Annotated in this window: 21 protein-coding genes; 9 read left to right on the top strand and 12 right to left on the bottom strand. The window is 72.6% G+C overall.

Features of this window, described 5'->3' with window-relative positions; genetic code table 11:
* Positions 1 to 1,773, top strand: a complete 1,773-nt coding sequence (treS, locus tag ESZ52_RS03780; RefSeq protein ID WP_131103762.1) for a maltose alpha-D-glucosyltransferase — start codon at positions 1 to 3, stop codon at positions 1,771 to 1,773.
* The gene (gene glgB / locus ESZ52_RS19985) at positions 1,773 to 7,898 is read left to right on the top strand and encodes a 1,4-alpha-glucan branching protein GlgB (RefSeq protein ID WP_131103761.1); all 6,126 of its coding nucleotides are present in this window, start codon (positions 1,773 to 1,775) and stop codon (positions 7,896 to 7,898) included. The genes treS and glgB overlap by 1 nt, the downstream gene beginning before the upstream one ends.
* A gap of 155 nt (positions 7,899 to 8,053) precedes the next feature.
* On the opposite strand, the gene ESZ52_RS03770 is transcribed toward glgB, so the two are convergent.
* The 3 genes from ESZ52_RS03770 to pip all read right to left on the bottom strand — a co-directional run bounded on the left by ESZ52_RS03770 (position 8,054) and on the right by pip (position 11,498).
* Positions 8,054 to 9,055 (bottom strand): tetratricopeptide repeat protein, encoded by a 1,002-nt coding sequence (locus ESZ52_RS03770; protein ID WP_131103760.1) that lies wholly within the window; start codon positions 9,053 to 9,055, stop codon positions 8,054 to 8,056.
* 128 nt (positions 9,056 to 9,183) lie between these two features.
* Positions 9,184 to 10,350: a hypothetical protein gene (locus ESZ52_RS03765; protein WP_131103759.1), complete on the bottom strand. Its 1,167-nt coding sequence runs from the start codon at positions 10,348 to 10,350 to the stop codon at positions 9,184 to 9,186.
* Between the two features lie 161 nt (positions 10,351 to 10,511).
* A complete protein-coding gene (pip, locus tag ESZ52_RS03760) occupies positions 10,512 to 11,498 on the bottom strand; it encodes a prolyl aminopeptidase (RefSeq protein ID WP_131103758.1) in 987 nt (328 codons plus the stop codon).
* 55 nt (positions 11,499 to 11,553) lie between these two features.
* Between pip and ESZ52_RS03755 the strand changes: the two genes are divergently transcribed.
* The gene (locus ESZ52_RS03755; protein ID WP_131103757.1) at positions 11,554 to 12,810 is read left to right on the top strand and encodes an NRAMP family divalent metal transporter; all 1,257 of its coding nucleotides are present in this window, start codon (positions 11,554 to 11,556) and stop codon (positions 12,808 to 12,810) included.
* Positions 12,811 to 12,847: 37 nt separating this feature from the next.
* Here the strand turns inward: ESZ52_RS03755 and ESZ52_RS03750 are convergent, their stop codons facing one another.
* The 4 genes from ESZ52_RS03750 to ESZ52_RS03735 all read right to left on the bottom strand — a co-directional run bounded on the left by ESZ52_RS03750 (position 12,848) and on the right by ESZ52_RS03735 (position 17,294).
* Positions 12,848 to 13,387: a GNAT family N-acetyltransferase gene (locus ESZ52_RS03750; RefSeq protein WP_131103756.1), complete on the bottom strand. Its 540-nt coding sequence runs from the start codon at positions 13,385 to 13,387 to the stop codon at positions 12,848 to 12,850.
* 29 nt (positions 13,388 to 13,416) lie between these two features.
* Positions 13,417 to 14,385, bottom strand: a complete 969-nt coding sequence (meaB, locus tag ESZ52_RS03745; RefSeq protein ID WP_131103755.1) for a methylmalonyl Co-A mutase-associated GTPase MeaB — start codon at positions 14,383 to 14,385, stop codon at positions 13,417 to 13,419.
* 15 nt (positions 14,386 to 14,400) lie between these two features.
* Positions 14,401 to 15,603: an acetyl-CoA C-acetyltransferase gene (locus ESZ52_RS03740; protein WP_131103754.1), complete on the bottom strand. Its 1,203-nt coding sequence runs from the start codon at positions 15,601 to 15,603 to the stop codon at positions 14,401 to 14,403.
* 137 nt (positions 15,604 to 15,740) lie between these two features.
* On the bottom strand, positions 15,741 to 17,294 hold the full coding sequence (locus ESZ52_RS03735; RefSeq protein ID WP_131103753.1) for an amidohydrolase: 1,554 nt from the start codon (positions 17,292 to 17,294) through the stop codon (positions 15,741 to 15,743).
* Between the two features lie 93 nt (positions 17,295 to 17,387).
* On the opposite strand from ESZ52_RS03735, the gene mce reads away from it, so the two are divergent.
* The gene (gene mce / locus ESZ52_RS03730; RefSeq protein ID WP_131103752.1) at positions 17,388 to 17,903 is read left to right on the top strand and encodes a methylmalonyl-CoA epimerase; all 516 of its coding nucleotides are present in this window, start codon (positions 17,388 to 17,390) and stop codon (positions 17,901 to 17,903) included.
* On the opposite strand, the gene ESZ52_RS03725 is transcribed toward mce, so the two are convergent.
* From ESZ52_RS03725 to ESZ52_RS03715, 3 genes are all read right to left on the bottom strand, one after another.
* Positions 17,832 to 18,797, bottom strand: a complete 966-nt coding sequence (locus ESZ52_RS03725) for a GNAT family N-acetyltransferase (RefSeq protein WP_181009823.1) — start codon at positions 18,795 to 18,797, stop codon at positions 17,832 to 17,834. The two genes, mce and ESZ52_RS03725, sit on opposite strands and share 72 nt — an antisense overlap.
* A 97-nt stretch (positions 18,798 to 18,894) precedes the next feature.
* Positions 18,895 to 19,215, bottom strand: coding sequence for a hypothetical protein (locus ESZ52_RS03720; RefSeq protein WP_131103750.1), 321 nt, complete (start codon positions 19,213 to 19,215; stop codon positions 18,895 to 18,897).
* A gap of 20 nt (positions 19,216 to 19,235) precedes the next feature.
* Positions 19,236 to 20,945, bottom strand: a complete 1,710-nt coding sequence (locus ESZ52_RS03715) for a 3-hydroxyacyl-CoA dehydrogenase family protein (protein WP_131103749.1) — start codon at positions 20,943 to 20,945, stop codon at positions 19,236 to 19,238.
* Between the two features lie 67 nt (positions 20,946 to 21,012).
* Between ESZ52_RS03715 and nucS the strand changes: the two genes are divergently transcribed.
* The 4 genes from nucS (at position 21,013) to ESZ52_RS03695 (ending at position 24,356) form a co-directional block, all read left to right on the top strand.
* The gene (gene nucS, locus ESZ52_RS03710; protein WP_131103748.1) at positions 21,013 to 21,708 is read left to right on the top strand and encodes an endonuclease NucS; all 696 of its coding nucleotides are present in this window, start codon (positions 21,013 to 21,015) and stop codon (positions 21,706 to 21,708) included.
* A 13-nt stretch (positions 21,709 to 21,721) separates the two neighbouring features.
* The gene (locus ESZ52_RS03705; RefSeq protein ID WP_131103747.1) at positions 21,722 to 22,108 is read left to right on the top strand and encodes a GtrA family protein; all 387 of its coding nucleotides are present in this window, start codon (positions 21,722 to 21,724) and stop codon (positions 22,106 to 22,108) included.
* On the top strand, positions 22,105 to 23,631 hold the full coding sequence (locus ESZ52_RS03700) for a gamma-glutamyltransferase (protein WP_131103746.1): 1,527 nt from the start codon (positions 22,105 to 22,107) through the stop codon (positions 23,629 to 23,631). The genes ESZ52_RS03705 and ESZ52_RS03700 overlap by 4 nt, the downstream gene beginning before the upstream one ends.
* A gap of 83 nt (positions 23,632 to 23,714) precedes the next feature.
* A complete protein-coding gene (locus ESZ52_RS03695; protein ID WP_131103745.1) occupies positions 23,715 to 24,356 on the top strand; it encodes a cob(I)yrinic acid a,c-diamide adenosyltransferase in 642 nt (213 codons plus the stop codon).
* 8 nt (positions 24,357 to 24,364) lie between these two features.
* Here the strand turns inward: ESZ52_RS03695 and ESZ52_RS03690 are convergent, their stop codons facing one another.
* Positions 24,365 to 24,793 carry a DUF2550 family protein gene (locus ESZ52_RS03690; protein ID WP_131103744.1) on the bottom strand — a complete coding sequence of 143 codons (429 nt, stop codon included), beginning with the start codon at positions 24,791 to 24,793 and terminating at the stop codon, positions 24,365 to 24,367.
* A gap of 7 nt (positions 24,794 to 24,800) precedes the next feature.
* On the bottom strand, positions 24,801 to 25,079 hold the full coding sequence (locus tag ESZ52_RS03685) for a F0F1 ATP synthase subunit epsilon (RefSeq protein ID WP_131103743.1): 279 nt from the start codon (positions 25,077 to 25,079) through the stop codon (positions 24,801 to 24,803).
* A 110-nt stretch (positions 25,080 to 25,189) separates the two neighbouring features.
* Here ESZ52_RS03685 and ESZ52_RS03680 point away from each other — a divergent pair, with 110 nt between their 5' ends.
* Positions 25,190 to 26,419 (top strand): acetyl-CoA hydrolase/transferase family protein, encoded by a 1,230-nt coding sequence (locus ESZ52_RS03680; protein ID WP_131103742.1) that lies wholly within the window; start codon positions 25,190 to 25,192, stop codon positions 26,417 to 26,419.
* Positions 26,420 to 26,531 lie beyond the last annotated feature (112 nt).

The raw sequence follows: 26,531 nt of genomic DNA, 5'->3' as shown, positions 1-26,531 counted from the left end.
ATGCGCGGGCTGAACCTGCACCAGCCGGGCCTCAAGCACGACCCTGACTGGTTCCGCAAGGCCGTCTTCTACGAGGTGCTCGTCCGAGCCTTCGACGACTCCGACGGGTCCGGGTCCGGCGACTTCACCGGCCTGATCAACCGCCTCGACTACCTGCAGTGGCTGGGGGTGGACTGCCTGTGGATCCCCCCGTTCTACGCCTCCCCCCTGCGCGACGGTGGGTATGACGTGGCGGACTACACCGCGGTCCTGCCCGAGTTCGGCACCCTGCCGGACTTCCGCGAGCTGATCAGCCAGGCGCACGAGCGCGGGATCCGCATCATCACCGACCTGGTGATGAACCACACCAGCGACCAGCACGCCTGGTTCCAGGCCAGCCGGTCGGACCCGGAGGGGCCGTACGGCGACTTCTACGTCTGGTCCGACACCGACGAGAAGTATGCCGACGCCCGGATCATCTTCGTCGACACCGAGACCTCCAACTGGACCTTCGACCCGGTCCGGCGGCAGTTCTTCTGGCACCGCTTCTTCTCCCACCAGCCCGACCTCAACTTCGAGAACCCGGCCGTCCAGGAGGCCATGTTCGACGTCGTCCGGTTCTGGATGGACCTCGGGATCGACGGCTTCCGCCTCGACGCGGTGCCCTACCTCTTCGAGGAGGAGGGCACCAACTGCGAGAACCTGCCGCGGACCCACGAGTTCCTCGCCGAGCTGCGGGCCATGGTCGACGCGGAGTACCCCGGCCGGGTGCTGCTGGCCGAGGCCAACCAGATGCCCGCCGAGGTCGTCGACTACTACGGCACCGAGGACGCCCCCGAGTGTCACATGTGCTTCCACTTCCCGGTCATGCCGCGGCTGTACTACGCGCTGCGGGAGGAGAAGGCCGAGCCGATCATCCGGGTGATGGACGAGACCCCGCCCATCCCCGCGGGCACGCAGTGGGGCACCTTCCTGCGCAACCACGACGAGCTGACCCTGGAGATGGTCAGCGCCGAGGAGCGGGCGGCGATGTACGGCTGGTACGCCCCCGACCCCCGGATGCGGGCCAACATCGGCATCCGTCGTCGGCTGGCTCCGCTGCTGGACAACTCCCGCAGCGAGCTGGAGCTCATCAACGCGCTGCTGCTCTCCCTGCCGGGCTCTCCGTGCCTGTACTACGGCGACGAGATCGGGATGGGCGACAACATCTGGCTCAGCGACCGCGACGCGGTCCGGACCCCCATGCAGTGGACCCCCGACCGCAACGCCGGCTTCTCCACCGCGGACCCGGGCAAGCTCTACCTGCCCGTGGTCAGCTCGCTCGTCTACCACTACAACAACGTCAACGTCGAGGCCCAGATGGCCAGCGGCTCCTCCCTGCTGCACTGGACCCGCGGGATGCTGCACGTGCGCTCGGCCCACGAGGTCTTCGGGGTGGGCGAGTACGTCCCCTGCGAGGCCGACAACGACACGGTGCTGGCGTTCGCCCGGGTGCTGCCCGAGGCCGCGGAGCACGACCCGCGCGAGGGCGTGCCCGCGGTGCTGTGCGTCAACAACCTGTCCTCCCGCCCGCAGGCGGCGACCGTGGTCCTGCCCGAGCAGTTCAAGGGCGCCCAGGTCCAGGACCTGTTCGGCGGCCAGGGCTTCGTCGACGTCACCGCCGACGGCACGGTCACGCTCACCCTCGGGTCCCGTGGCTTCTACTGGCTCGGTCTGACCCCGGCCGTCCCCGCAGCCACGGCCCCTGGTGCACCTGAGGTCACCGACGTCACCGCCGTCACCGAGGAGTCCTGATGTCCACCCTGACGCCGCCGTTCGAGGAGTTCCTGCCGGGCTGGGTCGCGCGCCAGCGGTGGTTCCGCGGCAAGACGGCCGGGGGCCCACCGCGGCTGCGCCGGGTCGGCTCCGTGCGGTGGGAGGACCCGCTGGGCGAGGTCGGGCTCGATGTCCACATCGTCGTCGACGAGTCCGGTCCGGAGCAGGTCGTCTACCAGATCCCGCTGTCGTACCGGGCCGAGGCGGTGGAGTTCATGTCCGCCGGCCTGGTCGGCACGGCGGAGCACAGCGAGCTGGGCACCCGCTACGTGTACGACGCCACGCACGACCCGGTCTTCGCCCAGGTGCTGCTGCACCACATGTATGCCGGCACCGACGTGCCCTCGGCGCACACCCGCCGGCTCACGGCCGACGACACCGTGCCGGCCCTGCGCACCGCGCGGGTGCTCACGGGCGAGCAGTCCAACACCTCGATCATGGTGCAGCTGCACCGCGAGGCCGCGCCGGTCATCATCAAGGTCTTCCGCGTCCTGGCCGACGGGGACAACCCGGACGTGATCGTCCAGGCCGCCATCAGCGCCACCGGGTCCCGCCAGGTGCCGAGCCCGATCGGCTACGTCGAGGGTCGCTGGTCGACGGAGGACGGCGAGGCCCGCGGACACCTGGTCTTCGCCCAGGAGTTCCTGCCGGACACGCGGGACGCGTGGCAGACCGCCCTGGAGGCCTGCCAGGACGAGGTCGACTTCACCCCCGCGGCCCGCACCCTGGGTGCCGCCACCGCGGCTGTCCACCGGGCGCTGCGCGAGGCCTTCGGGACCACCGAGCCCGAGGACGAGCACCGTCGCACGCTCGTCACCCGGATGCGCCGCCGCGCACAGGAGGCCTACGCCGACGCTCCCGAGCTGGCCGGGCTCAGCGACCAGGTCGAGGCGGTCTACGCACGCCTGGAGTCGCAGCCCCTGCCGACCCTGCAGCGCATCCACGGCGACTACCACCTGGGTCAGGTGCTGCAGGTGCCGGACCGGGGCTGGGTGCTCCTGGACTTCGAGGGTGAGCCGCTGCGCCCCCTGCCCGAGCGGACGGCCCCCGACCTGGCGCTCCGGGACGTCGCGGGCATGCTGCGCTCCTTCGACTACGCGGCGGCCTCCGTCTCCCCGACCGGGGAGCGCGCCGGGTGGGCGCGCGCGGCCCGTGCCGCCTTCCTGGAGGGGTATGCCGAGGAGTCCGGGGAGGACCTCACGGCGCAGCAGGACGTGCTGGACGCCCTGGAGCTGGACAAGGCGCTGTACGAGGCCAGCTACGAGGCCCGCAACCGCCCCGACTGGCTCCCGATCCCCGTGGCCGCGGTGCACCGCCTCGTCGCGGGAGCGGACCAGGCTGCGCCGGGTGCGGACGCGGCCCCTGAGCACGAGGTCGTCGAGCACGAGGTCGTCGAGCACGAGGTCGTCGGGTCTGAGGACGCGACACCCGGGACAGCCACCGGCAGCCCCCTGGCGGGCGTGACCGACCCGGAGGGTGCGCCGTCCCTCGACGCAGCTCCGGCCGTCACCGTCTCCGGAGCCGCAGCCCCGGTCCGGAGCACCGATGAGGTCGCGCGCACCGAGCAGGCCGAGCAGGCTGAGCACACCGGGCACACCGGGCACACCGGGCACACCGACCAGGCCAAGCACACCAAGGACACCGAGGACACCGAGGAGACTGCAGTGGCTGTCGAGGAGAGCACCGGCGAGGAGGCCGAGACCCCCGACGCCAGCATCCCGGACGACGACTACGGCTCCAGCCTCATCGAGGTCGAGCACGTGCAGCCGGACGTGACCCACCCCGGCGCCCGCGGCCTGGCCAGCGGCGGGGTCCCGCACGCACCGGTCACCCCGCCGCGCGGAGCCTTCGACCTGGAGCTGCCGCCGCTGGCACCGGTGGGTCACCGCTCCGCGGACACCGTCGAGACCCCGGCCGACACCCCTGCGGCTGGTGCCGACGACAGGACCCTGACCCCGGGCGAGCAGCGCGCCCTGAGCGCCTCCGGCTGGTCGGGCGTCGTCGACGTCGACCCCGCGGCCTCGCGGGACCGGGCCTGGCGGGACGCCATCGGCTCCCCCGACGTGGTCACCGGCCGACTGGTGCCGGACGGCCTACCCGGGGACGACTCCGACCAGGACGCCGCGACCAGCGGCGTCCGGGCCGGCACCCCGGTGGTGCGCCGCACGCTGGAGGGGCCGACCGAGCCCGCTGCACCGCATACCCGCCCCCTCGACCTGGAGGAGGCGACCGACGTCGTCCACGGCCTGCACCGCGACCCGCACTCGCTGCTGGGCGCCCACCCGCACGAGGGACACGTCACCATCCGCACCCTGCAGCCGGAGGCGGAGTCGGTCGAGGTGGTGCTGGGCCACGGCCGCACCGTCCCGATGCGGCACGAGACCGGCGGCATCTGGGTCGCGGTGATCCCCGAGCCGCAGGTCCCGGCCTACCGGCTCCAGGTGGCCGGCGCGGACGGCGCGCAGCTGGTCGACGAGGCCTACCGGCACGCGCCCAGCCTGGGCGAGACCGACCTGCACCTCATCGGCGAGGGCCGGCACGAGGAGCTCTGGCGGGCGCTCGGCTCGCACGTGATGACCGTGCGCGACGAGCTGGGCCCGGTCACCGGCACCCGCTTCGCGGTGTGGGCACCCAACGCGCTGGCCGTGCACGTCATCGGCGACTTCAACGGCTGGAACGGCACCACCCACGCCCTGCGGGCGCACGACACCGTGGGGGTGTGGGAGCTGTTCGTGCCTGGTGTGCGCGAGGGCGCCCACTACAAGTACGACATCACCGGCCCGGACGGGGTACGGCGGGCCAAGGCCGACCCGATGGCGCGGGCCACCGAGGTGCCGCCCTTCAACAACTCTGTGGTCACCGTCAGCCGGCACCGCTGGAGCGAGGGCGACGCCGAGTGGCTGCGGCGGCGCTCGGAGACCGACATCCACCACGGCCCGATGAGCATCTACGAGATGCACCTGGGCAGCTGGAAGCAGGGGCTGTCCTACGAGCAGCTGGCCGACGAGCTGGTGGACTACGTCTCCGACCTGGGCTTCACGCACGTGGAGTTCATGCCGGTCATGCAGCACCCCTACGGCGGCTCGTGGGGCTACCACGTCACCGGGTACTTCGCCGCGGACAGCCGGTTCGGGCACGAGGACGGCCTGCGCTACCTCATCGACCGCCTGCACTGCGCCGGGGTCGGGGTCATCCTCGACTGGGTGCCCGGCCACTTCGCCACCGACCCCTGGGCGTTGGCCCGGTTCGACGGCACCCCCACCTACGAGCACCCGGACCCGCGCAAGGGCTGGCACCCGGAGTGGGGTTCCTACATCTTCGACTTCGGCCACCCCCAGGTGCGCAACTTCCTCGTCGCCAACGCCACCTACTGGCTCGAGGAGTTCCACGCCGACGGCCTGCGCGTGGACGGCGTGGCCTCGATGCTCTACCTGGACTACTCCCGCGAGGCAGGCCAGTGGGTCCCGAACCGGTATGGCGGCCGGGAGAACCTGGAAGCGGTCGCCCTGCTGCAGGAGACCAACGCCACGGCCTACCGCCGCAGCCCCGGCGTTGTGATGATCGCCGAGGAGTCCACCTCCTGGCCCGGCGTGACCGCGCCCGTGGACGAGGGCGGCCTGGGCTTCGGCTTCAAGTGGAACATGGGGTGGATGCACGACACCCTCGACTACCTGGGGCAGAGCCCGTATGCCCGGGCGCACCACCACCACACGATGACCTTCTCGCTCATCTACGCCTTCGGGGAGAAGTACATCCTGCCGATCAGCCACGACGAGGTCGTGCACGGTAAGGGCTCGCTGGTGCGCAAGATGTCCGGGGACGCCTGGCAGAAGTTCGCCACCCTGCGCGCCTTCCTCGCCTACCAGTGGAGCCACCCGGGCAAGCAGCTGCTCTTCATGGGCAGTGAGTTCGCCCAGGTGCGCGAGTGGGCCGACCAGGGCTCGCTGTCCTGGGAGCTGACCCAGCGACCCGAGCACGCAGGCGTGCAGTCCCTGGTCCGTGACCTGAACCGGCTCTACCACGAGCTGCCCGCCCTGTGGCAGATCGACCACCACGAGGACGGTTTCCGCTGGCTCGACGCCAACGACGCCTCGCGCAACCTCTACTCCTTCCTGCGGTGGGGTGACGAGGGGCCCGACGGGCTGCGCTCGGCCGTGGTCGTGCTGGTCAACTTCAGCGGCATCCCCCAGCACCAGGTGCACGTCGGCCTGCCCTACGGCGGTCGCTGGCGCGAGGCGCTGAACACCGACGCCGAGGTCTACGGCGGGTCCGGTCAGGGCAACCTGGGTTACGTCCAGGCCTACGACCACCCCCACCAGCACCAGCCGTTCTCGGCCCTGGTGACCGTGCCGCCGATGGGCGCGATCTACCTCGTGCCCGACCCGGAGCCGGAGGAGGAGTCTGCGGACGAGGAGACCGCCGCCGGGTCCGACGCCGCCGGACGGCACCCGCGGGCCGGGCAGCCGGCCCGGCCAGAGGACCTCGTGGACGTCGACCAGCTGCTGGCCGCCTACACCGAGATCGAGCCCGACCCGGACGACGTCGACCAGCAGGTCGCCTTCGGCACCTCGGGCCACCGGGGCAGCGCACTGGACGGCGCGTTCAACGAGCACCACATCCTGGCCACCACCCAGGCCATCTGCGACTACCGCCGGGACCAGGGCACGGAAGGTCCCCTCTTCCTCGGGCGGGACACCCACGCCCTGTCCGGGCCGGCCTGGCGCAGCGCGCTGGAGGTCCTGGTCGCCAACGGGGTGGACGTGCGCATCGACAGCGGCGACGGCTACACGCCGACCCCCGCCGTGTCCCGCGCGATCCTGCAGCACAACCGGGAGACCCCGGGGGCCGGGGGCGAGGCGGACGGCATCGTGGTCACCCCCTCCCACAACCCGCCGCGCGACGGCGGCTTCAAGTACAACCCGCCCCACGGCGGACCGGCCGACACCGACGCCACGGGCTGGATCGCCGATCGTGCCAACGAGCTGCTGCGCGCGGGTCTGGACGGCGTCCAGCGGGTCCCCTTCGAGCAGGCGCACGCCTCCGCCACCCGGTACGACTTCATGGGCGAGTACGTCCGGGCCCTGCCCCGCGTCCTCGACCTGGACGCGATCCGTGAGGCGGGCGTGCGGATCGGCGCCGACCCGCTGGGCGGTGCCGCCGTCGACTACTGGGGGGCGATCGCCCGCGAGCACGGGCTGGACCTGACCGTGGTCAACCCGGACGTGGACCCGACCTGGCGGTTCATGACGCTGGACTGGGACGGCAAGATCCGGATGGACTGCTCCTCCCCCGACGCCATGGCCTCGCTCATCGACACCATGCGGGGCGAGGAGGGCGGACAGCCGCGCTTCGACGTGGCCACCGGCAACGACGCTGATGCCGACCGGCACGGCATCGTCACCCCGGACGCCGGGCTGATGAACCCCAACCACTACCTGGCGGTGGCCATCGACTACCTCTACGGCGGTGCCCGTCCGGACTGGCCGCAGGACGTCGCGATCGGCAAGACGCTGGTCAGCTCCTCGATGATCGACAGGGTCGCCGAGGGCCTGGGGCAGCAGCTCGTCGAGGTGCCGGTCGGCTTCAAGTGGTTCGTCCCGGGCCTGCTGGACGGCTCGGTCGGTTTCGGCGGCGAGGAGTCCGCCGGCGCCTCCTTCCTGTGCCGGGACGGGTCGGTGTGGTCCACCGACAAGGACGGGATCATCCTGGCCCTGCTGGCCGCCGAGATCATCGCGCGCACCGGGCGCACACCCTCCCAGCGGTATGCCGAGCTGGTCGCCGAGCACGGCGACCCGGCCTACGCACGGGTGGACGCACCGGCGGGCCGCGAGCAGAAGGACCGTCTTAAGAGGCTCTCCGCGCAGGACGTCACCGCCACGGAGCTGGCCGGGGAGCAGATCACCGCGGTGCTCACCGAGGCCCCCGGCAACGACGCGGCCATCGGCGGGGTCAAGGTGACCACCGAGCACGCCTGGTTCGCCGCCCGGCCCTCCGGGACCGAGGACGTCTACAAGATCTACGCCGAGAGCTTCCGTGGCCCCGAGCACCTGGCCCAGGTGCAGGCGGAGGCGCAGCAGGTGGTCGACGAGGCTCTGCGCGGCTGACCGAGCGCGCGGTTCTCACCGACCGGGAGTCCTCCCGGCCCGCCCATTCTGCGCCCGCCGGTGAGAACGGTGCGCTCGGTCGGTGAGAACGGTGCGCTCGGTCGGTGAGAACGGTGCGCTCGGTCGGTCGGGGGCAGGACGTGTCGCCGGTCGGGCTAGAAGAGCGCGCTCATCAGCGCCGAGCGGGCCTTCTGCACGCGCGGGTCCTGGGGGCCGACGACCTCGAAGAGGCTGAGCAGGTGGGTGCGGGCGGTGTCCCGGTCCTCGCCGGAGGTCCGGCGCACGGTGTCCACCAGGCGGGCGAAGCCGTCCTCGACGTGCCCTCCGACCACGTCCAGGTCGGCCGCCTCGATCTGGGCGCTGACGTCGGACGGGTCGGCCGCAGCGCGGGTCCGGACAGCGGCGAGGTCGAGCGAGCTGGTCCGTTCCAGCAGCCGGACCTGCCCCAGCCCCAGCCGGGCCATCTCGTCGGACGGGTCCTGCTCCAGCGCCTGCTCGTAGGCGGTGATGGCACCGCCCCAGTCGCCCCGGTCGATGGCGTCGTAGGCGGCCTGGTGCAGCGGCGGAAGCTCCCCCTCCTCGCCCTCGTCCTCGTCCGGGGCGTCGGCACCGACGTCGACGCGGCCGGCGATCCCGTTGGCTACGGCCGCCTCCAGGAACTTCGTCAGCAGCTGGTCCACCTGCGCCATCGGCTGCACGCCGACGTAGAACGGCATCGGCTGCCCGCTGAGCAGCCCGATGACGACGGGCAGCGCGCTGACCTGGCCGAAGGCCTGCTGCAGCAGCGGGGTCAACGCCTGCATGACCCCCGGGCTGGCACCCAGGTCGGCGGCCGCCACCTGGAAGCGTCCGCCCGAGTCGCGCGCCGCCTCCACCAGCTCGCGCAGGTGCTGGACGGACTCCGGCACCTGCGGTGACCACAGGACCAGCACGACGGGCGCGGTCAGGCTGGCGTTGACGACCGACTCGAAGTTGCTGTCATCCGTCGGCACCATGGCGCCGCGGCGACCAGGCACGGCAGCGGTGTCCGTGGGCGCCGCCCCCGGCGCGGACGACGCTGCGGGGGGCTGCTGCGCTCCGCCACGCGGTCGCGCGCCCAGGCTGGACAGGTCGACGGCGCCGCGCAGGGCGGCAGGGCTGAAGGGCTGCTGGGTCATGGTCCCAGGGTATGCGCAGGGGCCGGGGCGGGACGAACCCGCTCCGGCCCCTGCTCGGAGCTCCGCACGGCTGACGCGAGGGGACCTGGGCGCGCTCAGTCGCCGTCAGTCGCCGCCCGCTCGCCCGGTCACTCGCCCCAGGCGTCGACCAGCTGCTCGCGAGCCGCGATCATCTCCGGCTTGAACTCGACCTGCTCCGAGGGCGCCCGCATCCCGATGAAGACCATCGTGCGCAGCACGGCCTCGTCGGTGAGGACCGAGGTGTCCTGGAACACCCGGAAGGTGTCCGGCGGGTTGAGCTCGGCGCCGTCGTCGACCTGGAACTGGGTGTCGCGCAGCAGGGTGCCCATGACGAAGGCGCTGCCGTCGTCGAAGAGCAGGGTCTTGGTGTCCTCGGAGACCAGCCAGTTCTTCTCCTGCAGGGTGGCCTGGCCGGCGACCGCGTCGGCCTGGGCCTGGGCCGAGCTGCGCACCGCGGGGGCGTACCCGTGGGTGCGGTAGTCCGGGACGTCTTCGGGCTGGGGGTAGCTGATGTAGGTCGCGACCGACTTCAGCAGGTCCCGCGGAGCGGTGGTGAGGTCGCCGGAGCCCGAGCGCAGCACCGGGGAGCCGACCGAGCGACGGTCGAAGCTGGGCAGCTCGGTGCCGGGCAGCATCGGGGCCTCCCAGCTGATCCGGAAGTCGGCGCTCTCGCCGGTCCGGCTCTCGAGCAGGTGCAGCAGCGGCACGCCGCCCTCCTCGGGGACGGTCTGCACCAGGAGGAACATCGGCAGCTCGCCGTCGTCCTTGCTGATCGCCAGCACGATGGGCTCGACCGGTGCGTCCGCCAGGTCGACCTGCGGCGGCTCACCGTTGACCGCCTCGAGCTGGTCGGCCGCCTCGTGGGCGGTCCGGACGTTGCCCATCATCGACTTGCGCTGCAGGTCGGTGATGTCGTCGCTGTCACCCTGGTCGGCCTGGAACCGGGCGGTGAGCACGGTGGCCGCCACCTCCTCCGCCTCCTCCAGGGGGAGGGCCGCGGTGACCTCCTCGGTCGCCATGGCGACCTCGGTGGCGGACTCCTCGTCCGCGGCACCAGCGGTCGTGCCCGCCTGGTCGGTGCGGGCGGCGTCGTCCCCGGCGGTCGTCCCTCCGTCGTCGGTCGTGCCGGCGGTGGCGCTGTCGCCGTCCGACGTCTGGGTGGTCTGGGTCGCGGGGCCGGAACCCTGCTCCTCAGCGGGGTCCTCACCCGAGCAGGCCGTCAGGACGAGGGCCGAGCTCAGGGTGGCCGCGAGGATCGTACGGGAGAACTTCATAACGAAACGGTAAACTTTCCTGGCGTCAAGGGGAAATCAGGGAACGCCCAGCATGGCAGCTGCAGTGCTCGGATGACGCCTCGGAAGGTCGCTGACCTGCAGGGAAGACGCAGCTCGGGCGTGACCAGCGCCACAGGCGCGCAGTCACCCGGCAAGGCCGGTCAGCCACCCTGGCGGCCCGCCAGCCGGTCCGTCGCCCGCACCAGGGCGTCGAGCGTGCCGGGCTCGGAGAAGGCGTGCCCGGCGTCGGGGACCACGACGAAGTCCGCCTCGGGCAGCCGCTCGGCGAGGTCGAAGGCGGTGCGGGCGGGGGTGCACATGTCCAGCCGTCCCTGCACGATCACCGTGGGGATGTGCGCGACGCGGGGCGCCTCCTGCAGCAGCTGTCCCTCCCGCACGAAGCCGCCGTGCACGAAGTAGTGGCTCTCGATCCTGGCGAAGGAGAGCGCCTGCCGGGGCTCGACCGCCTTGCGGTAGCCCTCGTCGTCCGGCTCCACGGTGATGATGCGTGCCTCCCATCCGCTCCAGGCCTGGGCCGGCGCGAGGTGCACCTCGGGGTCAGGGTCGAAGAGCAGCTCGTGGTAGGCGAGCAGCAGGTCGCCGTGGCGCTCGGCGGGGATCGGCGCGACGAACTCGGCCCACAGGTCGGGGTAGACGTGCTCGAGGTGTCCGCGCTCGTACATCCAGGCCAGCTCCCGGCGCCGCAGCGTGAAGATGCCCCGCAGCACCAGGGCGGTGACGCGGTCCGGGTGGGCCTGGGCGTAGGCCAGCGCGAGGAAGGACCCCCAGGAGCCGCCGAAGACCTGCCAGGTGCCGATCCCCAGCTGCTCGCGGATCAGCTCCATGTCCGCGACGAGGTGGGCCGTCGTGTTGGTGGCCCAGACGTCCGGGGCGACCGTGGTCGAGGCGTGCGGGGTGGACCGCCCCGCCATGCGCTGGTCGAAGAGCACGATGCGGTAGCGCTCCGGGTCGAAGACCCGACGCTGGCGCGGGCTGGTGCCGCTGCCCGGTCCCCCGTGCACGAAGATCACCGGTATGCCGTCCGGGTTGCCGGACTGCTCCACATACACCTCGTGCCCGTCCCCGACCGGCAGCATCTGGGTGGACCAGGGCTCGATCTCGGGGTAGAAGCCGCGGCGTTCATGCACGCTCAGACTCTATCCGGCCCTCTCCGGCGTGACCCCTCTGGTACTCTGCCCGGTCATGTCGACGAGGACGACCCCGGACCACGCGGCGGGGTCCCGGTGGAGCGCTGTCGGTCCTGGCCTGCTGATGGCCTCGGCCGCGATCGGCGCCTCCCACCTGGTGGCCTCCACCCAGGCGGGAGCCCTGTTCGGGTGGCAGCTGGTCGGGCTGCTCCTCGTGGCCAACGTGCTGAAGTACCCGTTCTTCCGGTTCGGACCGCAGTTCACCGCGGAGTCCGGGCTCTCCCTCGTCGAGGGCTACGCCCGCAAGGGTCGGGGCTACCTCATCGTCTTCTTCGTGCTCTGCATCTACTCCTCGGTGGTCTCTGCCGCGGGCGTGGCGCTCCTGTGCACGGTCATCCTCGCCTACCTGCTGCCCGCCAGCTGGGGGTTGGGGGTGCCGCTCCTGGCCACCCTGCTCATGGGCATCACCTGGGCGCTGCTCGTCGGTGGTCGCTACAAGGCCCTGGACGCGGTGACCAAGGTGATCCTGGTCGTGCTGTCCCTGTCCACCGTGGTCGCGGTCGTGATGGCCGCCTCGCAGGGGACGGTGCGCGAACCGGGTTTCGTCGACCCCTCACCGTGGAACCTGGCCACCCTGGCCTTCCTCGTGGCCCTCATCGGCTGGATGCCGGCCCCGATCGAGGTCAGCGCCCTGAACTCGCTGTGGATCCGGGCCAAGGCCCAGGACCGCACTGTGCGTCCCCAGGACATCATCTTCGACTTCAACCTCGGTTTCGTCGTCTCCACCGTGCTCGCGGTGATCTTCGTGGCGCTCGGCGTCTTCGTGCAGTACGGCAGCGGCGAGGAGCTGGCGATGGCCGGCGGTGCCTACATCCCGCAGCTGATGTCCATGTACGGCGCCGCGATCGGCAGCTGGGCCGTGCCGCTCATGGCACTCATCGCCTTCGCCGCGATGTTCGGCACCGTGATCACGGTGGTGGACGGGTATGCCCGGGCCAGCGCCGAGTCGTTGCGGCTGCTGCGCGGCCGGCCCGACTTCAGCCGCCGGGAGAAGAACGCCTGGATCACCGGCATCTCTGTGGCGGCCCTGGCGATCGTGGTGTGGATGAGTGCCGAGCTGGCCGACATGCTGCGCTACGCGATGATCAGCGCCTTCGTCACGGCACCCGTCTTCGCCTGGCTGAACTTCTCCCTGGTCCGCCGCGGGTCGCGGCTCTCCCCCGCGCTGCGGTGGCTGTCGTGGGCCGGTCTCGTCTTCCTGGCCGGCTTCACCGTGCTGTTCCTGCTCACCCTCGTCGGGGTCGTCGGCTGATGCTCGCCCTCGTCGGGTCGTCCGATGAGGGACCGGCTCAGGACCGGACCATGCGGACCTCGACCACCCCGTCGTGCTGGTCGGCGCTCTCCGTGCCGTCCAGGGCGAAGCCGTTGCGCTCGTAGAACCGGATCGCCCGGCCGTTGCCCCTGGCCACCCACAGGTAGGCCGCGCCCGGTCCGAGGCCCTCGTCCAGGAGCCGCTGGGCGATCCCCCGGCCGTGGTGCTCGGGGTGCACGTTGAGGGCGTAGAGCTGGCGCTCGACCGGCCGGTCCGCGTCGCGGCCGGGCCCGAAGAAGATGAAGCCGACGGGCTCCCCGTGCAGGGTCGCCACCCAGAAGCCCCGGCCGTCGTCCGGGATCGTCCCCTCGTCGTAGCCGCTGCCCACCGCCATCCAGGTCGCCGCGAAGCTCGACGGCTCCAGGGCGTCGAGCACCCGGTCCTCCATCAGACCGCGGTAGGTCGACCGCCAGATGTGCACGTGCAGCGTGGAGAACGGGACGGTGTCGCTCCGGGTCGGGCGCCGGATGAGGTAGCCCTCGGCGTTGCTCCTGCTGGGGGTCAGGGCGGGGGTCATGCGCAGCGACGCTACCAGCGGTGGCCGGCTCAGCCGGCGACCTGGGAGACCACCTGGTCGGCGGCCGCATACGGATCGACCCGGCCGGCCAGCACCTGCTCGGTGGCCTCCGCGAGGGCCCCGTCGCCGAGCACCTCACCCATGCGCGCGCGCAGCCGGGCGAGGGCGAGCGCCTCCACCTCCCGGGCCGCGCGGGTGCGGCGCCGGCGCTCGAGCTCGCCGTGCTCCTGCATCCAGGCCAGGTGCTTGTCCATCGCCTCGACCACCTCCTCGCCGCCCTCGTGGCGCTCGGCGACGGTCTTGAGCACGGGCGGGCGCCAGAGGCCGGGCTCGGTGCGGTCCCCCAGGGAGATCATCTGCCGCAGCTCGCGGACCGTGGCGTCGGCACCGTCCCGGTCGGCCTTGTTGACCACGAAGACGTCACCGACCTCCAGGATCCCCGCCTTGGCGGCCTGGACGCCGTCGCCCATCCCCGGTGCGAGCAGCACGAGGGTGGTGTCGGCCAGCCCGGCGATCTCCACCTCGCTCTGGCCCACACCGACGGTCTCGACGAGGATCACCTCGCAGCCCGCGGCGTCCATCACGCGCAGGGCCTGCGGCGTCGCCCAGGCCAGGCCACCGAGGTGCCCCCGCGAGGCCATCGAGCGGATGAAGACACCGGGGTCGAGGGCGTGCTCACCCAGCCGGATCCGGTCACCGAGCAGCGCGCCGCCGGAGAACGGGCTGGAGGGGTCGACCGCGAGCACCCCGACCCGCAGGTCGCGCTGGCGCAGCGCGCGCACCAGCATCGAGGTGCTGGTCGACTTGCCCACACCCGGGCTGCCGGTGAGCCCGATGATCCGGGCCTGCCCCGTGTGCGGGGCCAGCAGCCCCATCACCTCTCGCAGCGCGGGGTGGGCGTTCTCGACCAGCGTGATCAGCCGACCCAGGGCACGCGGCGAGCCCGCCCTGGCCTGCTCGACCAGGACGGGGACGTCGACCGTGCGGCGGGACCGCATACCGGGTGGCCGGGCTCAGCCCTGGGCCTGCGGGACGCGCACGATCAGCGCGTCACCCTGCCCGCCGCCGCCGCACAGCGACGCCGCGCCCGTGCCGCCACCGCGGCGCTGCAGCTCCAGCGCCAGGTGCAGCACGATCCGGGCGCCGGACATCCCGATCGGGTGGCCCATCGCGATCGCGCCGCCGTTGACGTTGACCTTCTCGGGGTCCAGGCTTAGCTCCTTGGTGGACGCCAGCGCCACCGCCGCGAAGGCCTCGTTCATCTCGACCAGGTCGAGGTCGGAGGGCTCGATGCCCTCCTTCTTGCAGGCGGCCACGATGGCCCGCGAGGGCTGGGTCTGCAGAGTGGAGTCGGGTCCGGCGACCATGCCGTGGGCCCCGATCTCCGCGAGCCAGGCGAGGCCGAGCTCCTCGGCCTTGGCCCTGCTCATCACCACGACCGCGCAGGCGCCGTCGGAGATCTGCGAGGCCGAGCCGGCGGTGATGGTGCCGTCCTTGCGGAACGCGGGCCGCAGCTTGCCCAGGGACTCCACGGTGGTGTCGGGGCGGATGCCCTCGTCGTTCTTGAACTCGATCGGGTCGCCCTTGCGCTGCGGGATGGACACCGGGACCACCGCCTCGTCGAACAGGCCCTTCTCCCACGCCTGCGCGGCCAGCTGGTGGCTGCGGGCGGAGTAGGCGTCCTGCTCCTCGCGGCTGAACTCCAGGTCGGCAGCGTTGGCCGCCTCCGTCAGGTTGCCCATCGCCTGGTCGGTGAAGGCGTCCCAGAGGCCGTCGTAGGCCATGTGGTCGCGCGCCGTGACGTCGCCGTACTTGTAGCCCTCGCGGGAGCGCTGCAGCAGGTGGGGCGCCTGGCTCATCGACTCCTGCCCCCCGGCGACGACGATGTCGGCCTCGCCGGCGCGCACGAGCTGGTCGGCGAGCGCGATCGCGTTGATCCCGGACAGGCAGACCTTGTTGATGGTCAGGGCGGGCACCTCCATCGGGATGCCGGCCGCGACGGCGGCCTGACGGGCCGGGATCTGACCGGCCCCGGCCGTGAGCACCTGGCCCATGATCACGTAGTCGACCTGGTCACCGGTGATGCCGGCCTTCTCCAGGGCCCCCTTGATGGCGATCCCGCCGAGGTCGGCGGCGGAGAAGCCGGAGAGAGAGCCGAGCAGGCGACCCATCGGGGTGCGGGCGCCCGCGACGAGCACAGAGGTGGTGTCGGACATGGTGGTGCAGCCTCCAGCGACGGTGAGGGACGGTATGCCTGCTTGCCACTGTAGTCCTGCTTGCGCGTTGACCCTAGGTCGGTCCGGTGACCGGCCATCTGTGCAGCACGCCGTCGGTCGTGCACGCGTGCGCGCGCTCAGGCCCCGTGCACGACCTGGCCGTCCAGCACGGTCGCGGAGACCGTCATCCCGCACAGCCGGGCCGCCTGCTCCGCCGAGGTGGGCTGCGGGCCGTCGGCCCCGAGCGGGTCGAGGTCGAGCAGTGCCAGGTCGCCTGGGTCTCCGGCCCGGATCCGCCGGCCGTCCACGGACGCCGCCAGCGCCTCGCGGGGGCTGATCCGCTGCTCCGGGTGCCAGCTCTCCTCCCCCTCGGCCCCGCGGTGCACGGCCGCCGCCATCGCCAGCCACGGGTCGAGGGGGGAGACCGGGGCGTCGGAGCCGAGCGACAGCTCGATCCCGGCGTCGAGGAAGCTGCGCAGCGTGAAGGTGCGGTGGGTGTGCTCCGGCCAGCACTGCTCCGTCACCGCCCGGTCGTCGAGCAGGTGCGCGGGCTGGACGCTGGCCCGGACCGGCAGCCGGGACCACCGCTCCAGGTCGGCCAGGTCGACCAGCTGGGCGTGCTCGACGGAGCCGCGGGCACCGGTGGTGGCGAAGGCGTCCAGGACGGTCAACACGGCGGCGTCGCCGATCGCGTGCAGCGCCGCCTCCAGCCCGGCGTCGTGGGCGCGCTGCAGCAGCTCGACCAGCTCGTCGGCGGGCAGGTTCGGGGCGCCGTGGGCCAGGTCCGGGTCGGCGGCGTCGGCGTAGGGCTGGCAGCACCACGCGGTGCGGGTGTTCAGCGAGCCGTCGGTGATGACCTTCAGCGGACCCATGGTGACCAGCCCGTCGGTGGCCCGGATCGGGTCGCCGGTGCGCACCCCGGCGGCGATCACCGCGTCCAGGCCCTCGGGGTAGACGGCCGTGCGCGCCCGCAGCGGCGGGGTCTCCCCGGCCGTCCGCGCCCGCCACTGCAGCCAGGGCTGACCGAACTCCAGGTCGACGATCCCCACGATCCCGTGGGCGTGCGCGTCGGCCACCGCCTGCGCCACCCCGAACTCGGCCTCCTGCGCCGCGCCCTGGAGCCGCTGCAGGCGGTCGTAGAGCGGGAACCAGGCGCCCTCGGCCACCACGCCGGTCACCATCGGCCCCCCGACCAGGCGCAGGGCGGCGGTGTTCAGCCAGCCGTGGTGGGCGTCGCCGGCGATGAGGGCCACGGGCACCTGCCCGGTCACCGCGTCGAGGGCCGCGACCGTCGGACGCTCGTGCCAGCTGCCGGTCCGGTGCCCGTAGCCGACCAGGATCCCGGTCGGGGTGTCGAGCCCGCCGGCGAGCCGCTCGGCGACCCGGTCGATGACCTCCTGGGGCCCGGTCGTGCCGGAGGTGTCGAGCCGGGTGCGGTTCAGGCCCCACTGCACCATGTGGACGTGCATGTCCCACAGCCCCGGCACGGCATACCGGCCGTGTCCGTCCAGCACGGGTATGCCGAGCGCCTCCACCCGGTCCCGGACCCCCTCCCCTACCGCGGTGATCACCCCGTCCCGCACGAGGACGTCGACGGGCTCCCCCGCGGCCTGCCCTGCGACGGCAGGCTGCCCGGGGCGGGGTGCGTCGAGGGCGACGAGGCGCACGTCGCGCACGAGGAGGTCTGGCATGCGCGCATGCTAGCCCCGGGAGCCAGCCGTCCCCGCGCGGGCCCTACCGTGGTGCAGAGGCCGCCGACGGCCCATCCACCCGAGGAGACGCAGATGAGCACCACCCCCACCGGAGGCACCCTGGACCGGCCCGAGGGCCGGCCGAGCGACCAGGGCCTCGCGGACGACCTGTCGCCCTTCCTGCTGTGCGTCGACCACGTGGGCATCGCGGTGCCCGACCTGGACGCCGCCATCGCCTTCCACTGCGAGGTGCTGGGCCACCGGCTCGTGCACGAGGAGACCAACACCGAGCAGGGTGTGCGCGAGGCGATGATCGCGGTCGGCCACCCCGAGTCGCACGGTGGCAACGGCACCACGATGCTGCAGCTGCTGGCCCCCACCGGGCCGGAGTCGACGATCGCCAAGTTCCTCGACCGCAACGGTCCCGGCCTGCAGCAGCTGGCCTACCGCGTCAGCGACGTCGAGGCGGCCAGCGCGCTGCTCCGCGAGCGAGGCCTGCGGCTGCTCTACGACGAGCCGCGCCGAGGCACCGCCGGATCACGCATCAACTTCATCCACCCCAAGGACGCCGGCGGCGTGCTGGTCGAGCTGGTCGAGCCCGCGAGCTGAGCGGTACCCGACCAGCTCGGCCTCGCGGACGAAGCCGAGCGACTCGTAGAGGGCGACCGCCGGGGTGTTCGAGCCCTCGACCGTGAGCCGGACCGCGTCGACGCCGGGACGCGCCAGCACCTGCCGGGCGATGTCGGCGACCAGGGCCCTGCCCAGGCCGCGGCCCCGGGAGGTGGCGGCGATCGCGACGAAGTCGAGGTAGCCCGCCCCGTCCGGCTGCACCTCCGCCGAGGCGTAGCCCAGGACTGCCTCGTCGCGGTCCAGGACGAGGGTGGTCCGGTCGGGGTCCGTCAGCAGCTGGCGAGCGGTGGCGTAGGTGCCGGGGAAGGCGTCGTCGTGCAGCCGGGTCAGCTCGGCAAGGTCCTCGGGGATGGCGCTCCGGACAGCCTCGTGGGACGCCGGCCACCCGTCGCCGGACCTGGCGACGTAGACGATGTTGACATCGCCGGCCGGCCACCCGCGGGAGGCGGCGAGCGCCGCCACGCGACGGTTGGCCGGCGCCGCGCACAACTCGTGGTCGTCGACCCCGTCAGGGGTCTGCGCGAGGGCGGCGTCCAGCAGGACGTCGGCCCACCGGGACCAGGCCGCGTCGTCGGCCGTCCACGGGCCGTGGACCCAGCTGCGACCCGTCTCCTCGTCGTGCTCCACGAGCACCGCAGCGACCACCCGGTCGTCCTCGACGCCGACCCGCAAGGACTCGGGCCAGGGCACGTCGAGGTCGTCCAGCTCGGCCCGCAGGCCGTCGGCGGTGGTGCCCAGGTAGGCGCACGCGGTGGAGGGGTCACCCTGCTGGCCGAGGACCAGCTGGAAGGCCTGCTCGACGATCTCGGCCTGCTGGGCCTGTGGGGGTGCCTCGGACGAGCGGGACTGGTCCGGTGCGGTGGCTGCGTTCACCCCAGCACGGTAAGGCACCGCGACCACCGGCCGAGGGACGACTCTGTGTCAGGCGACGCGTCCGGCGGGCGCGTCCGTCACCGTGCCAGGCGGGTCGTCAGGCGAACGACCCGCCGGGGCGGCGCCGCTCCCGGGCCGACCAGCAGACCGTGTGCCAGTGGCGGCGGTTCTCCACCTCCAGCATCGACTCGCTCGGCCAGACCACGGTGTGCGCGGTCCCGGCGCTCACGTCCTGCTGGCAGCCCGGGCACAGGTAGCGACGCCCGCTGTCGTTGGGGCGCACCTGGCGGACCGACCACAGCTGTCCCGCGTAGCGCACCTCGTCGACGCCGCCGCGCTGCACGGCCGGCGGGAGGCCGCCGCCGGCCGCGCCCTTGCGGGGCCGGCCGTGGCGGCGGGGACGGTTGGAACGGCCCACCGAGCGCGTCCCGGTGGCCGTCAGCCGGCGAACGAGCGGTCCAGCAGGACGTGCTCGACGAGCAGCGGCGAGGGGGCCACCGCGTCCGCGGGCAGCCCGCCGGCCGCGCGCAGCTCCTCCAGCACCGTCAGCACCTCCTCGGCACCGATGTGGTCGATCATCGCGAACGGTCCAGCCGGGTAGCCCAGGCCGTACTGCAGGGCGGTGTCGATGTCCTGGACGCTGGCATAGCCCTCGTCCAGCATCCGCACGGCGTCACCCAGGTGCGGCATCAGCAGCGCGTCGACGACCAGGCCGGCGCGGTCCTTGCAGACCACGGGCTCGGCCCCGATCCGCGTGACCACCTCGCGCAGCAGGGCCACGGTGGCGTCGTCGGTGGCGCTCGAGCGGCCGATCTCGACGACCTGGCCGTTGTTGGTGGGGGCGTGGATGCTCAGCACGGCCGCCTTCTCCGGGCGGCCTGACAGGGCACCGACCACGACCGCGGCGTCCGGGTTCACCGCGGCCAGCACCGTGTCCGGACCGACCGCCTCCCCGAGGCGCTCCCACAGGTCGTCGTCGGCCTCCTCGACCCAGAGCGACCCGTCCTCCAGCTCCTCGTCCGTGGGTGCCTCGGGCGCCGCGACGGCCTCGATGACCAGCCCCACGTCGGCCAACCTGGCCAGCTCCGCGTCCTCGCCCGGGTCGGTGACGCGGGTGACGGCATACCCGCCCTCCTGCAGCCGCGAGGCCAGCTCGTCCGCGACCTCACCGGCACCGAGCACGCCCACGGCGCTCAGCCCGGAGCCCTCCGGCGCGGCGGGCGTCTGCTCGTCCTCGACGACCTGGCCGGACCCGGCCTTGGCGTAGGTGTAGAAGCCGCGTCCGCTCTTGCGGCCGAGCAGCCCCGCCGTGACCATCCGCTCCAGCATCGGGCTGGGCGCGTGCATCTGCGAGCGGGTGTGGGAGTAGATGACGTCGCCGATGTGGTGGCAGACGTCCAGGCCCACGAGGTCCATCAGCGTGCAGGGGCCCATGGGCAGACCGGCGCCGACCCGCATCGCGGTGTCCAGGTCCTCCCGGCTGACGTGCCCCTGCTCGAGCATCCGCAGCGCGGAGACGAAGTAGCCGAAGAGCAGGTAGTTGGCCACGAACCCGGCGCGGTCACCGACGACGACCGGCTTCTTGCCGATCTGCTCGGACAGCGCGACGACGGCGTCGGTGAGCGCGGGGTCGGTGCGGACCGTGGTGATGACCTCGACCAGCTTGAGGATGGGCGCCGGGTTGAAGAAGTGCAGTCCGACGACCCGCTCCGGGTGGCGCGTCCCGGCCGCGATCGAGGTGATCGACAGGCTGGAGGTGTTGGAGGCCAGCACCGCGTCCTCGGCGACGATGTCGTCGAGCTTGCCGAACACCTCGTGCTTGAGGCCCATCACCTCCGGGACCGCCTCGACCACCAGGTCGGCGTCCTTGAGGTCCCCCAGGTCGGTGCTGATGGTGATCCGGTCCAGGATCTGCGCCTGCCCGGCCTCGTCCAGCTTGCCCCTGGCCACGGCCCGGTCCGTGGAGGCCTGCAGGATGCCGCGCCCACGGTCGGCATACTCCTGCGTCGTCTCCACGCCGATGACCCGCAGCCCTCCCCGGGCGAAGACCTCGACGATGCCGGCACCCATGGTGCCCAGGCCGATGACCCCGACGGTCGTGATCTGACGACTGCTCTGACGGCTGCTCTGACGGCTGCTCTCGCGCATGGCCCGATCCTCTCAGACGCCGAGACGACCGGTCCGGGCGAGGTATGCGGTCCGTTAGGGTTGCCGGGTGCGTGTCGTCATCGCCCGCTGCTCGGTGGACTACCAGGGTGCGCTCCAGGCGCACCTGCCCCTGGCGACCCGCCTGCTCATGGTCAAGGCCGACGGGTCGGTGCTCATCCACTCCGACGGAGGCTCCTACAAGCCGCTGAACTGGATGGCCCCGCCGTGCACCATGGTCGAGCAGGAGCCCGACGACCTCGAGCGCCAGGAGGGCGTGGGGTCGGTGTGGCTGGTCCGTCACGGCAAGCGTGAGGACACCCTGCGGATCCGGCTGCACGAGGTCCTCTCCGACTCCTCCCACGACCTGGGCATCGACCCCGGGCTGGTCAAGGACGGGGTCGAGTCGCAGCTGCAGGCGCTGCTGGCCGAGCACGTCCAGACCCTCGGCGACGGCTGGACCCTGCTGCGGCGCGAGTACCCCACCGCCATCGGCCCGGTCGACCTGCTGTGCCGGGACGCTGACGGGCGCACGGTGGCCGTCGAGATCAAGCGGCGCGGCGAGATCGACGGCGTCGAGCAGCTGACCCGCTACCTGGAGCTGCTCAACCGCGACCCGCACCTGGCCCCGGTCGACGGCGTCTTCGCCGCCCAGGTGATCAAGCCGCAGGCCAAGGTGCTGGCCGTCGACCGCGGCATCCGCTGCGTCACCCTCGACTACGAGGCGCTGCGGGGGCTGGACGACGCCGAGTCCCGGCTCTTCTGAGCCCGGCGACCCCATGACCGCCCTCGTCCGCTTCCTCGTCGTCGGCGTCGCCAACACCTTGGTCTACTACCTCGTCTACCGACTGCTCCTGCTCGGCCTGGCCTACCTGCCCGCCCACCTGCTGGCCTACGGCGTCGGCATCGTCTTCTCCTTCTTCGCGAACTCCCTGTACACCTTCCGGGTGCGCCCCACCTGGCGCCGTTTCCTGGTCTTTCCCTCCACCACCCTCGCCAACTTCCTGGTCGTCACCCTGGGTTCGGTCCTGCTGGTGGAGCGGGGCTGGGTCGACGAGCGCTGGGCGACCCTGCTGATGACGGTGGCCGCCGTGCCGGTGACCTTCCTGCTCACGCGTCTGGTCCTCACCTCCCGCCGCGACGGTCAGGCAGAATCGGGACCATGACCAGCCGCGCCGCGATCGCCGCCCCCAACGCCTACGCGACGGACGCCGCGCAGCACGCCCTCGCCGAGGGCGGCACCGCCGTGGACGCGGCGATCGCGGCCATGCTGATGGCCGCCCACACCGAGCCGGGCATCGTCTCCCTGCTGGGCGGGTGCTTCATCAACGTCTGGCCCCACACAGGTGACCCGGTGGTCATCGACGGCAACGTCGAGATGCCGGGGCGGGCGATGACCGAGGACGCACGCGGGCGGGGGCTGATCGAGGCGGCCTCGGAGTACGGCGGCGGCATGGTCACCTACGTCGGGCCCGGGTCGGTCGCCACCCCGGGGATGTTCGCCGCCTTCGGCGCCGCCCACCGTCAGTTCGGCCGGGCACCCTGGCGCGAGCTGCTGCAGCCGACCGCCGACCGGGCCCGGTCCGGCTTCCCCCTGGGCCGCATCTCGCAGTCCTACCTGACGCTCGTCACCGGGACCATCCTGGCCTGGGACCCCGCCACGCGAGCCCTGCTCACCGACGACGGGCAAGCCCTGCAGGTCGGCCACCGGATCGTCGAGCCCGAGCTGGCGCAGACCCTGGAGCACATCGGCCAGGCCGGGGCGGCCGACGTCTACCGCGGCGACGTCGCCCGGGCGATCGACGCGGACATGCGGGCCCGCGACGGTCTGCTCTCCCTCGCCGACCTGCAGGCCTACCAGCCGGTGGCCCGCCGGGCGCTGCGCAGCACGCTCGGCGACTGGGACCTGGCCTGCAACCCCCCACCCTCGATCGGCGGACCGGTGCTGACCGCCCTGCTCCGGCTGCTCAGCGCGGTCGAGGGCGAGATCGACCCGGCGCAGGCCGCGCAGGTCATGCGGGACGTCCTCGACATCCGCCTGGACCGGATCGACACCGCCGAGGACCTCGCCGCCGCCGGCGCCGAGCTGCTCCAGACCCTGCACGACATCGGGGACACGGGGCTGCCCACCTCGCCCTCCACGGCCCACGTCTCGGTGGTGGACGAGCACGGTATGGCGTGCGCCCTCACGGCCTCGGCCGGTTACGGCTCGGGCATGACCATCGCCGGGACCGGCCTCATCGCCAACAACGCGCTCGGCGAGCTGGAGCTGAACCGGCGCGGCCTGCACGCCCTCGCTCCTGGGGCCCGGCTGGCCTCCAACATGGCGCCCACCACCGCCCGTCGCGGCGACGGCGGCGTGCTGGCGATCGGCACCCCGGGCGCCGACCGGATCACCACCGCCCTGGCCCAGGTGCTGACCCACCTGGCCCGGCACGGCGAGGACCTGCAGACCGCGATCGACCGTCCCCGGATGCACCCGCGCCGGCTCGACGACGGCAGCACCCGGATCGACCACGAGCAGGACGCCGCGATCGCCGCCTCGTTGGACGCCGCGGGGATGGTGCGGCACGAGCACCCGCCCCTGTCCATGTACTTCGGCGGCGTCGGTGCCGCCATGCTCTCGCCCCGCCGCGGCCTGCTCGCCGCCGCCGACCCGCGCCGCGAGGCCGCCACCCTCGTCACCTGACCCAGCGCGCCACCTGCGCCGACCGGACGCGCGTCCGGTGGCGGCCAGCAGACCCGGACCGGTCATCTGGCACGATCGGGGCCATGGTCAACCTCACCAAGATCTACACCCGCACCGGCGACGACGGCACCACCGCCCTGGGCGACAACGGACGCACCCGCAAGACCGACCCGCGCCTGGTCGCCTACGCCGACACGGACGAGACCAACTCGGTCCTCGGGGTGGCCCTGGCCCTCGGTGACCTGCCGCCCGAGGTCCGGGAGACCCTCACCAGGGTGCAGAACGACCTCTTCGACGTGGGTGCCGACCTGTGCATGCCGCTGCGGAGCAGTTATGACTGGGAGCCGCTGCGGGTCAAGGCCGAGTGGATCGAGGAGCTCGAGGCGGACTGCGACCACTACAACGAGGGCCTGGCGAACCTGCGCAGCTTCATCCTGCCCGGCGGCACCCCCGGCTCGGCGTACCTGCACGTGGCCCGCACGGTCGCCCGGCGGGCCGAGCGCTCCGCCTGGGAGGCGCTGGAGACGTATGGCGACCAGCCCGCCGGTGAGGGTGCGGGCAAGGGCGAGGGTGGCGTCAACCCGTTGGCGGCCAAGTACCTCAACCGGCTCTCGGACCTGCTCTTCATCCTGGGCCGCGTGGCCAACACGGCGGGCGAGGGCGACGTCCTGTGGCAGCCCGGCGGCGGCCGTGAGCAGGCGCCGGAGAAGCGCCGGCGGCGCTAGGGGTACTGCTAGGCGACCTGGCTGTTCCAGCCGGGGGGCACGGCCTCGATCCAGGCCCGGAGCGCGGTGTAGTGGTCCTCGGCGAGGGCCAGCTCGAAGCGTGAGCCGAGGTAGGTGACCGGGACCTGGATCTGGTCGTGCCGGTCCAACGCCCGCTCGGCGTCCTCGTCCAGAGGGGTGGAGATGCCCAGGTCGAGGTTGCCGCGCTGCCACGGGCCGACGGAAAGGCCGCCTGGTCCTCGCAGGACCAGGCGGCCGGAGATGAAGCGGAGGGTGCCGCGGCGCCACTGGCTCTCGCCCTCGGCACGGTAGGCGGCGGGCATGGACATCGTGGCGGCCTGACGCTGCTCCACGATGCGGTAGCCGAGCAGGAGCAGTCCCAGCAGGAGCAGGCCGCCGAGGACGGCGAGCAGCACCGGGGACAGCAGCTCGGTCATGGTCGGGTCAACCGGTCGTGGAGGCGAGGCTGCCGGCGTCGACGCGCTCGGCCACGATCACCACGCGGTCGTTGTCGACCGAGAGGAAGCCGCCGTCGATGGTGACGGTCTGTGCGCCTCCACCGGTCTTGATCCGCACCTCGCCGGCGACCAGCACGCCCAGCAGCGGGCTGTGGCCCGGCAGGATGCCCAGTTCGCCGTCGGTGCTGCGCGCGCTGACCTGCTGCGCCTCGCCCTCCCAGACCTTGCGATCGGCGGCGACGAGCTCGACGTGGAGTGCACTCACGAGTTGATCCCTTTCAAAGGTGTGCGACCTTTCCAGTCTAACGGCCCCGACAGCGCGTTCGGACCGGACCCGGCTGGTCTTAGCCGGGTGCGCGGCGGCAGGATGAGGGAGTGATCACCGTCGACACGTCTGGCCTGGGCCAGGCGCTGCACACCCTTCCCGACAACCCCCGCATCGTGGTGTCCGGCAACCACGTGATCCCGTGGGAGCTGGTCGAGGTCGTGGACCGGACGTTGGAGCGCTACACGCTGCACGCGCTCAACGGGCCGGCGGGCCTGCCTGACCGGGAGGGGGTGACCCTGGAGACCAGCTTCGTCGGCCCCGGGCAGCGGCGCAGCCCACGCCTGCGCTACGTACCGTCCCGGCTCTCGCTGGTGCCGATGCTGTTCCGGCGCACCCTGCCGCCGGACGCCGTGCTGCTGCACTGCGCTCCCCCGCGGGACGGCGTGCTCTCCCTGGGCCTGGAGGTCAACGTCCTGCCCGCCGCTCACGAGATGGTCCGGGAGCGGGGCGGCATCGTGGTGGCGCTGATCAACGACCAGATGCCCTTCACCTACGGCGACGCCCTCGTCCCGCTCGAGCAGGTCGACTACGCCGTGCACACCTCCGCACCGCTGGTGGCGGCCGGAGCCGCGGCCCCTCTCGGCCAGGACGCGCTGGAGATCGGCCGTCGGGTCGCCGAGCGGGTGCCGGAGGGCGCCACCTTGCAGATGGGGATCGGGGCGGTGCCGGACGCCGCGCTGGCGGCGCTCACGGGCCACCGCGGGCTACGGATCTGGACCGAGATGTTCTCCGACGGGGTGCTGGCGCTGGACCGCGCCGGCGCCCTGGACGACGGCCACCCGCTCACCACCTCCTTCCTCTTCGGCTCCCAGGAGCTCTACGACTGGGTGGACGGCAACCGACGGGTCAGCATGCTGCGCACCGAGCGCGCCAACGACCCGGCGCTCATCGCCCGGCAGCGGATGATGACCTCGATCAACACCGCGCTCGAGGTCGACCTCTTCGCCCAGGCCAACGCCTCGCGCATCGACGCCCGCATCCACAGCGGCACCGGCGGCCAGACCGACTTCATCGTCGGTGCCCTGCACTCACCCGGCGGCCAGGCGATGATCGCCCTGCGCTCCTGGCACCCCAAGGCCGATGTGTCCACCATCGTGCCGTTGCTCGACGAGCCGGTGACCTCCGTCCAGCAGTCGGCGGTCGTCACCGAGCACGGCACGGCCCTGATCTGGGGCCACTCTGAGCAGGACCAGGCCGCTGGACTCATCGACCACTGCGCCCACCCGCGTGTCCGGGACGAGCTGTGGGAGGAGGCTCACCACCTGGGCCTGGCCTGAGAGGTGAGCTCGCCGCCACCGCAGGCCAGCCAACGTGCGGCGACCCGCCGCTGCACAGCGATCTGGGACGACGAACGGGCCCGGTGCAGGTGCACCGGGCCCGTTCGAGGGT

The sequence above is a fragment of the Ornithinimicrobium sufpigmenti genome, from assembly GCF_004322775.1.
Lineage (GTDB): Bacteria > Actinomycetota > Actinomycetes > Actinomycetales > Dermatophilaceae > Ornithinicoccus > Ornithinicoccus sufpigmenti.
This window is presented reverse-complemented; position numbering and strand designations above follow the sequence as displayed.

Bases quoted from the DNA above. Each gene is read 5' to 3' on its own strand.
- treS (WP_131103762.1), top strand. From the start codon at position 1: ATGCGCGGGCTGAACCTGCACCAGCCGGGCCTCAAGCACGACCCTGAC.
- ESZ52_RS03695 (WP_131103745.1), top strand. From the start codon at position 23,715: ATGGTCAACCTCACCAAGATCTACACCCGCACCGGCGACGACGGCACC.
- ESZ52_RS03770 (WP_131103760.1), bottom strand. From the start codon at position 9,055: ATGACCCAGCAGCCCTTCAGCCCTGCCGCCCTGCGCGGCGCCGTCGAC.
- ESZ52_RS03705 (WP_131103747.1), top strand. From the start codon at position 21,722: ATGACCGCCCTCGTCCGCTTCCTCGTCGTCGGCGTCGCCAACACCTTG.
- ESZ52_RS03740 (WP_131103754.1), bottom strand. From the start codon at position 15,603: ATGTCCGACACCACCTCTGTGCTCGTCGCGGGCGCCCGCACCCCGATG.
- glgB (WP_131103761.1), top strand. From the start codon at position 1,773: ATGTCCACCCTGACGCCGCCGTTCGAGGAGTTCCTGCCGGGCTGGGTC.
- ESZ52_RS03755 (WP_131103757.1), top strand. From the start codon at position 11,554: ATGTCGACGAGGACGACCCCGGACCACGCGGCGGGGTCCCGGTGGAGC.
- ESZ52_RS03715 (WP_131103749.1), bottom strand. From the start codon at position 20,945: ATGCGCGAGAGCAGCCGTCAGAGCAGCCGTCAGAGCAGTCGTCAGATC.
- ESZ52_RS03690 (WP_131103744.1), bottom strand. From the start codon at position 24,793: ATGACCGAGCTGCTGTCCCCGGTGCTGCTCGCCGTCCTCGGCGGCCTG.
- meaB (WP_131103755.1), bottom strand. From the start codon at position 14,385: ATGCGGTCCCGCCGCACGGTCGACGTCCCCGTCCTGGTCGAGCAGGCC.
- mce (WP_131103752.1), top strand. From the start codon at position 17,388: ATGAGCACCACCCCCACCGGAGGCACCCTGGACCGGCCCGAGGGCCGG.
- ESZ52_RS03700 (WP_131103746.1), top strand. From the start codon at position 22,105: ATGACCAGCCGCGCCGCGATCGCCGCCCCCAACGCCTACGCGACGGAC.
- ESZ52_RS03765 (WP_131103759.1), bottom strand. From the start codon at position 10,350: ATGAAGTTCTCCCGTACGATCCTCGCGGCCACCCTGAGCTCGGCCCTC.
- ESZ52_RS03750 (WP_131103756.1), bottom strand. From the start codon at position 13,387: ATGACCCCCGCCCTGACCCCCAGCAGGAGCAACGCCGAGGGCTACCTC.
- ESZ52_RS03735 (WP_131103753.1), bottom strand. From the start codon at position 17,294: ATGCCAGACCTCCTCGTGCGCGACGTGCGCCTCGTCGCCCTCGACGCA.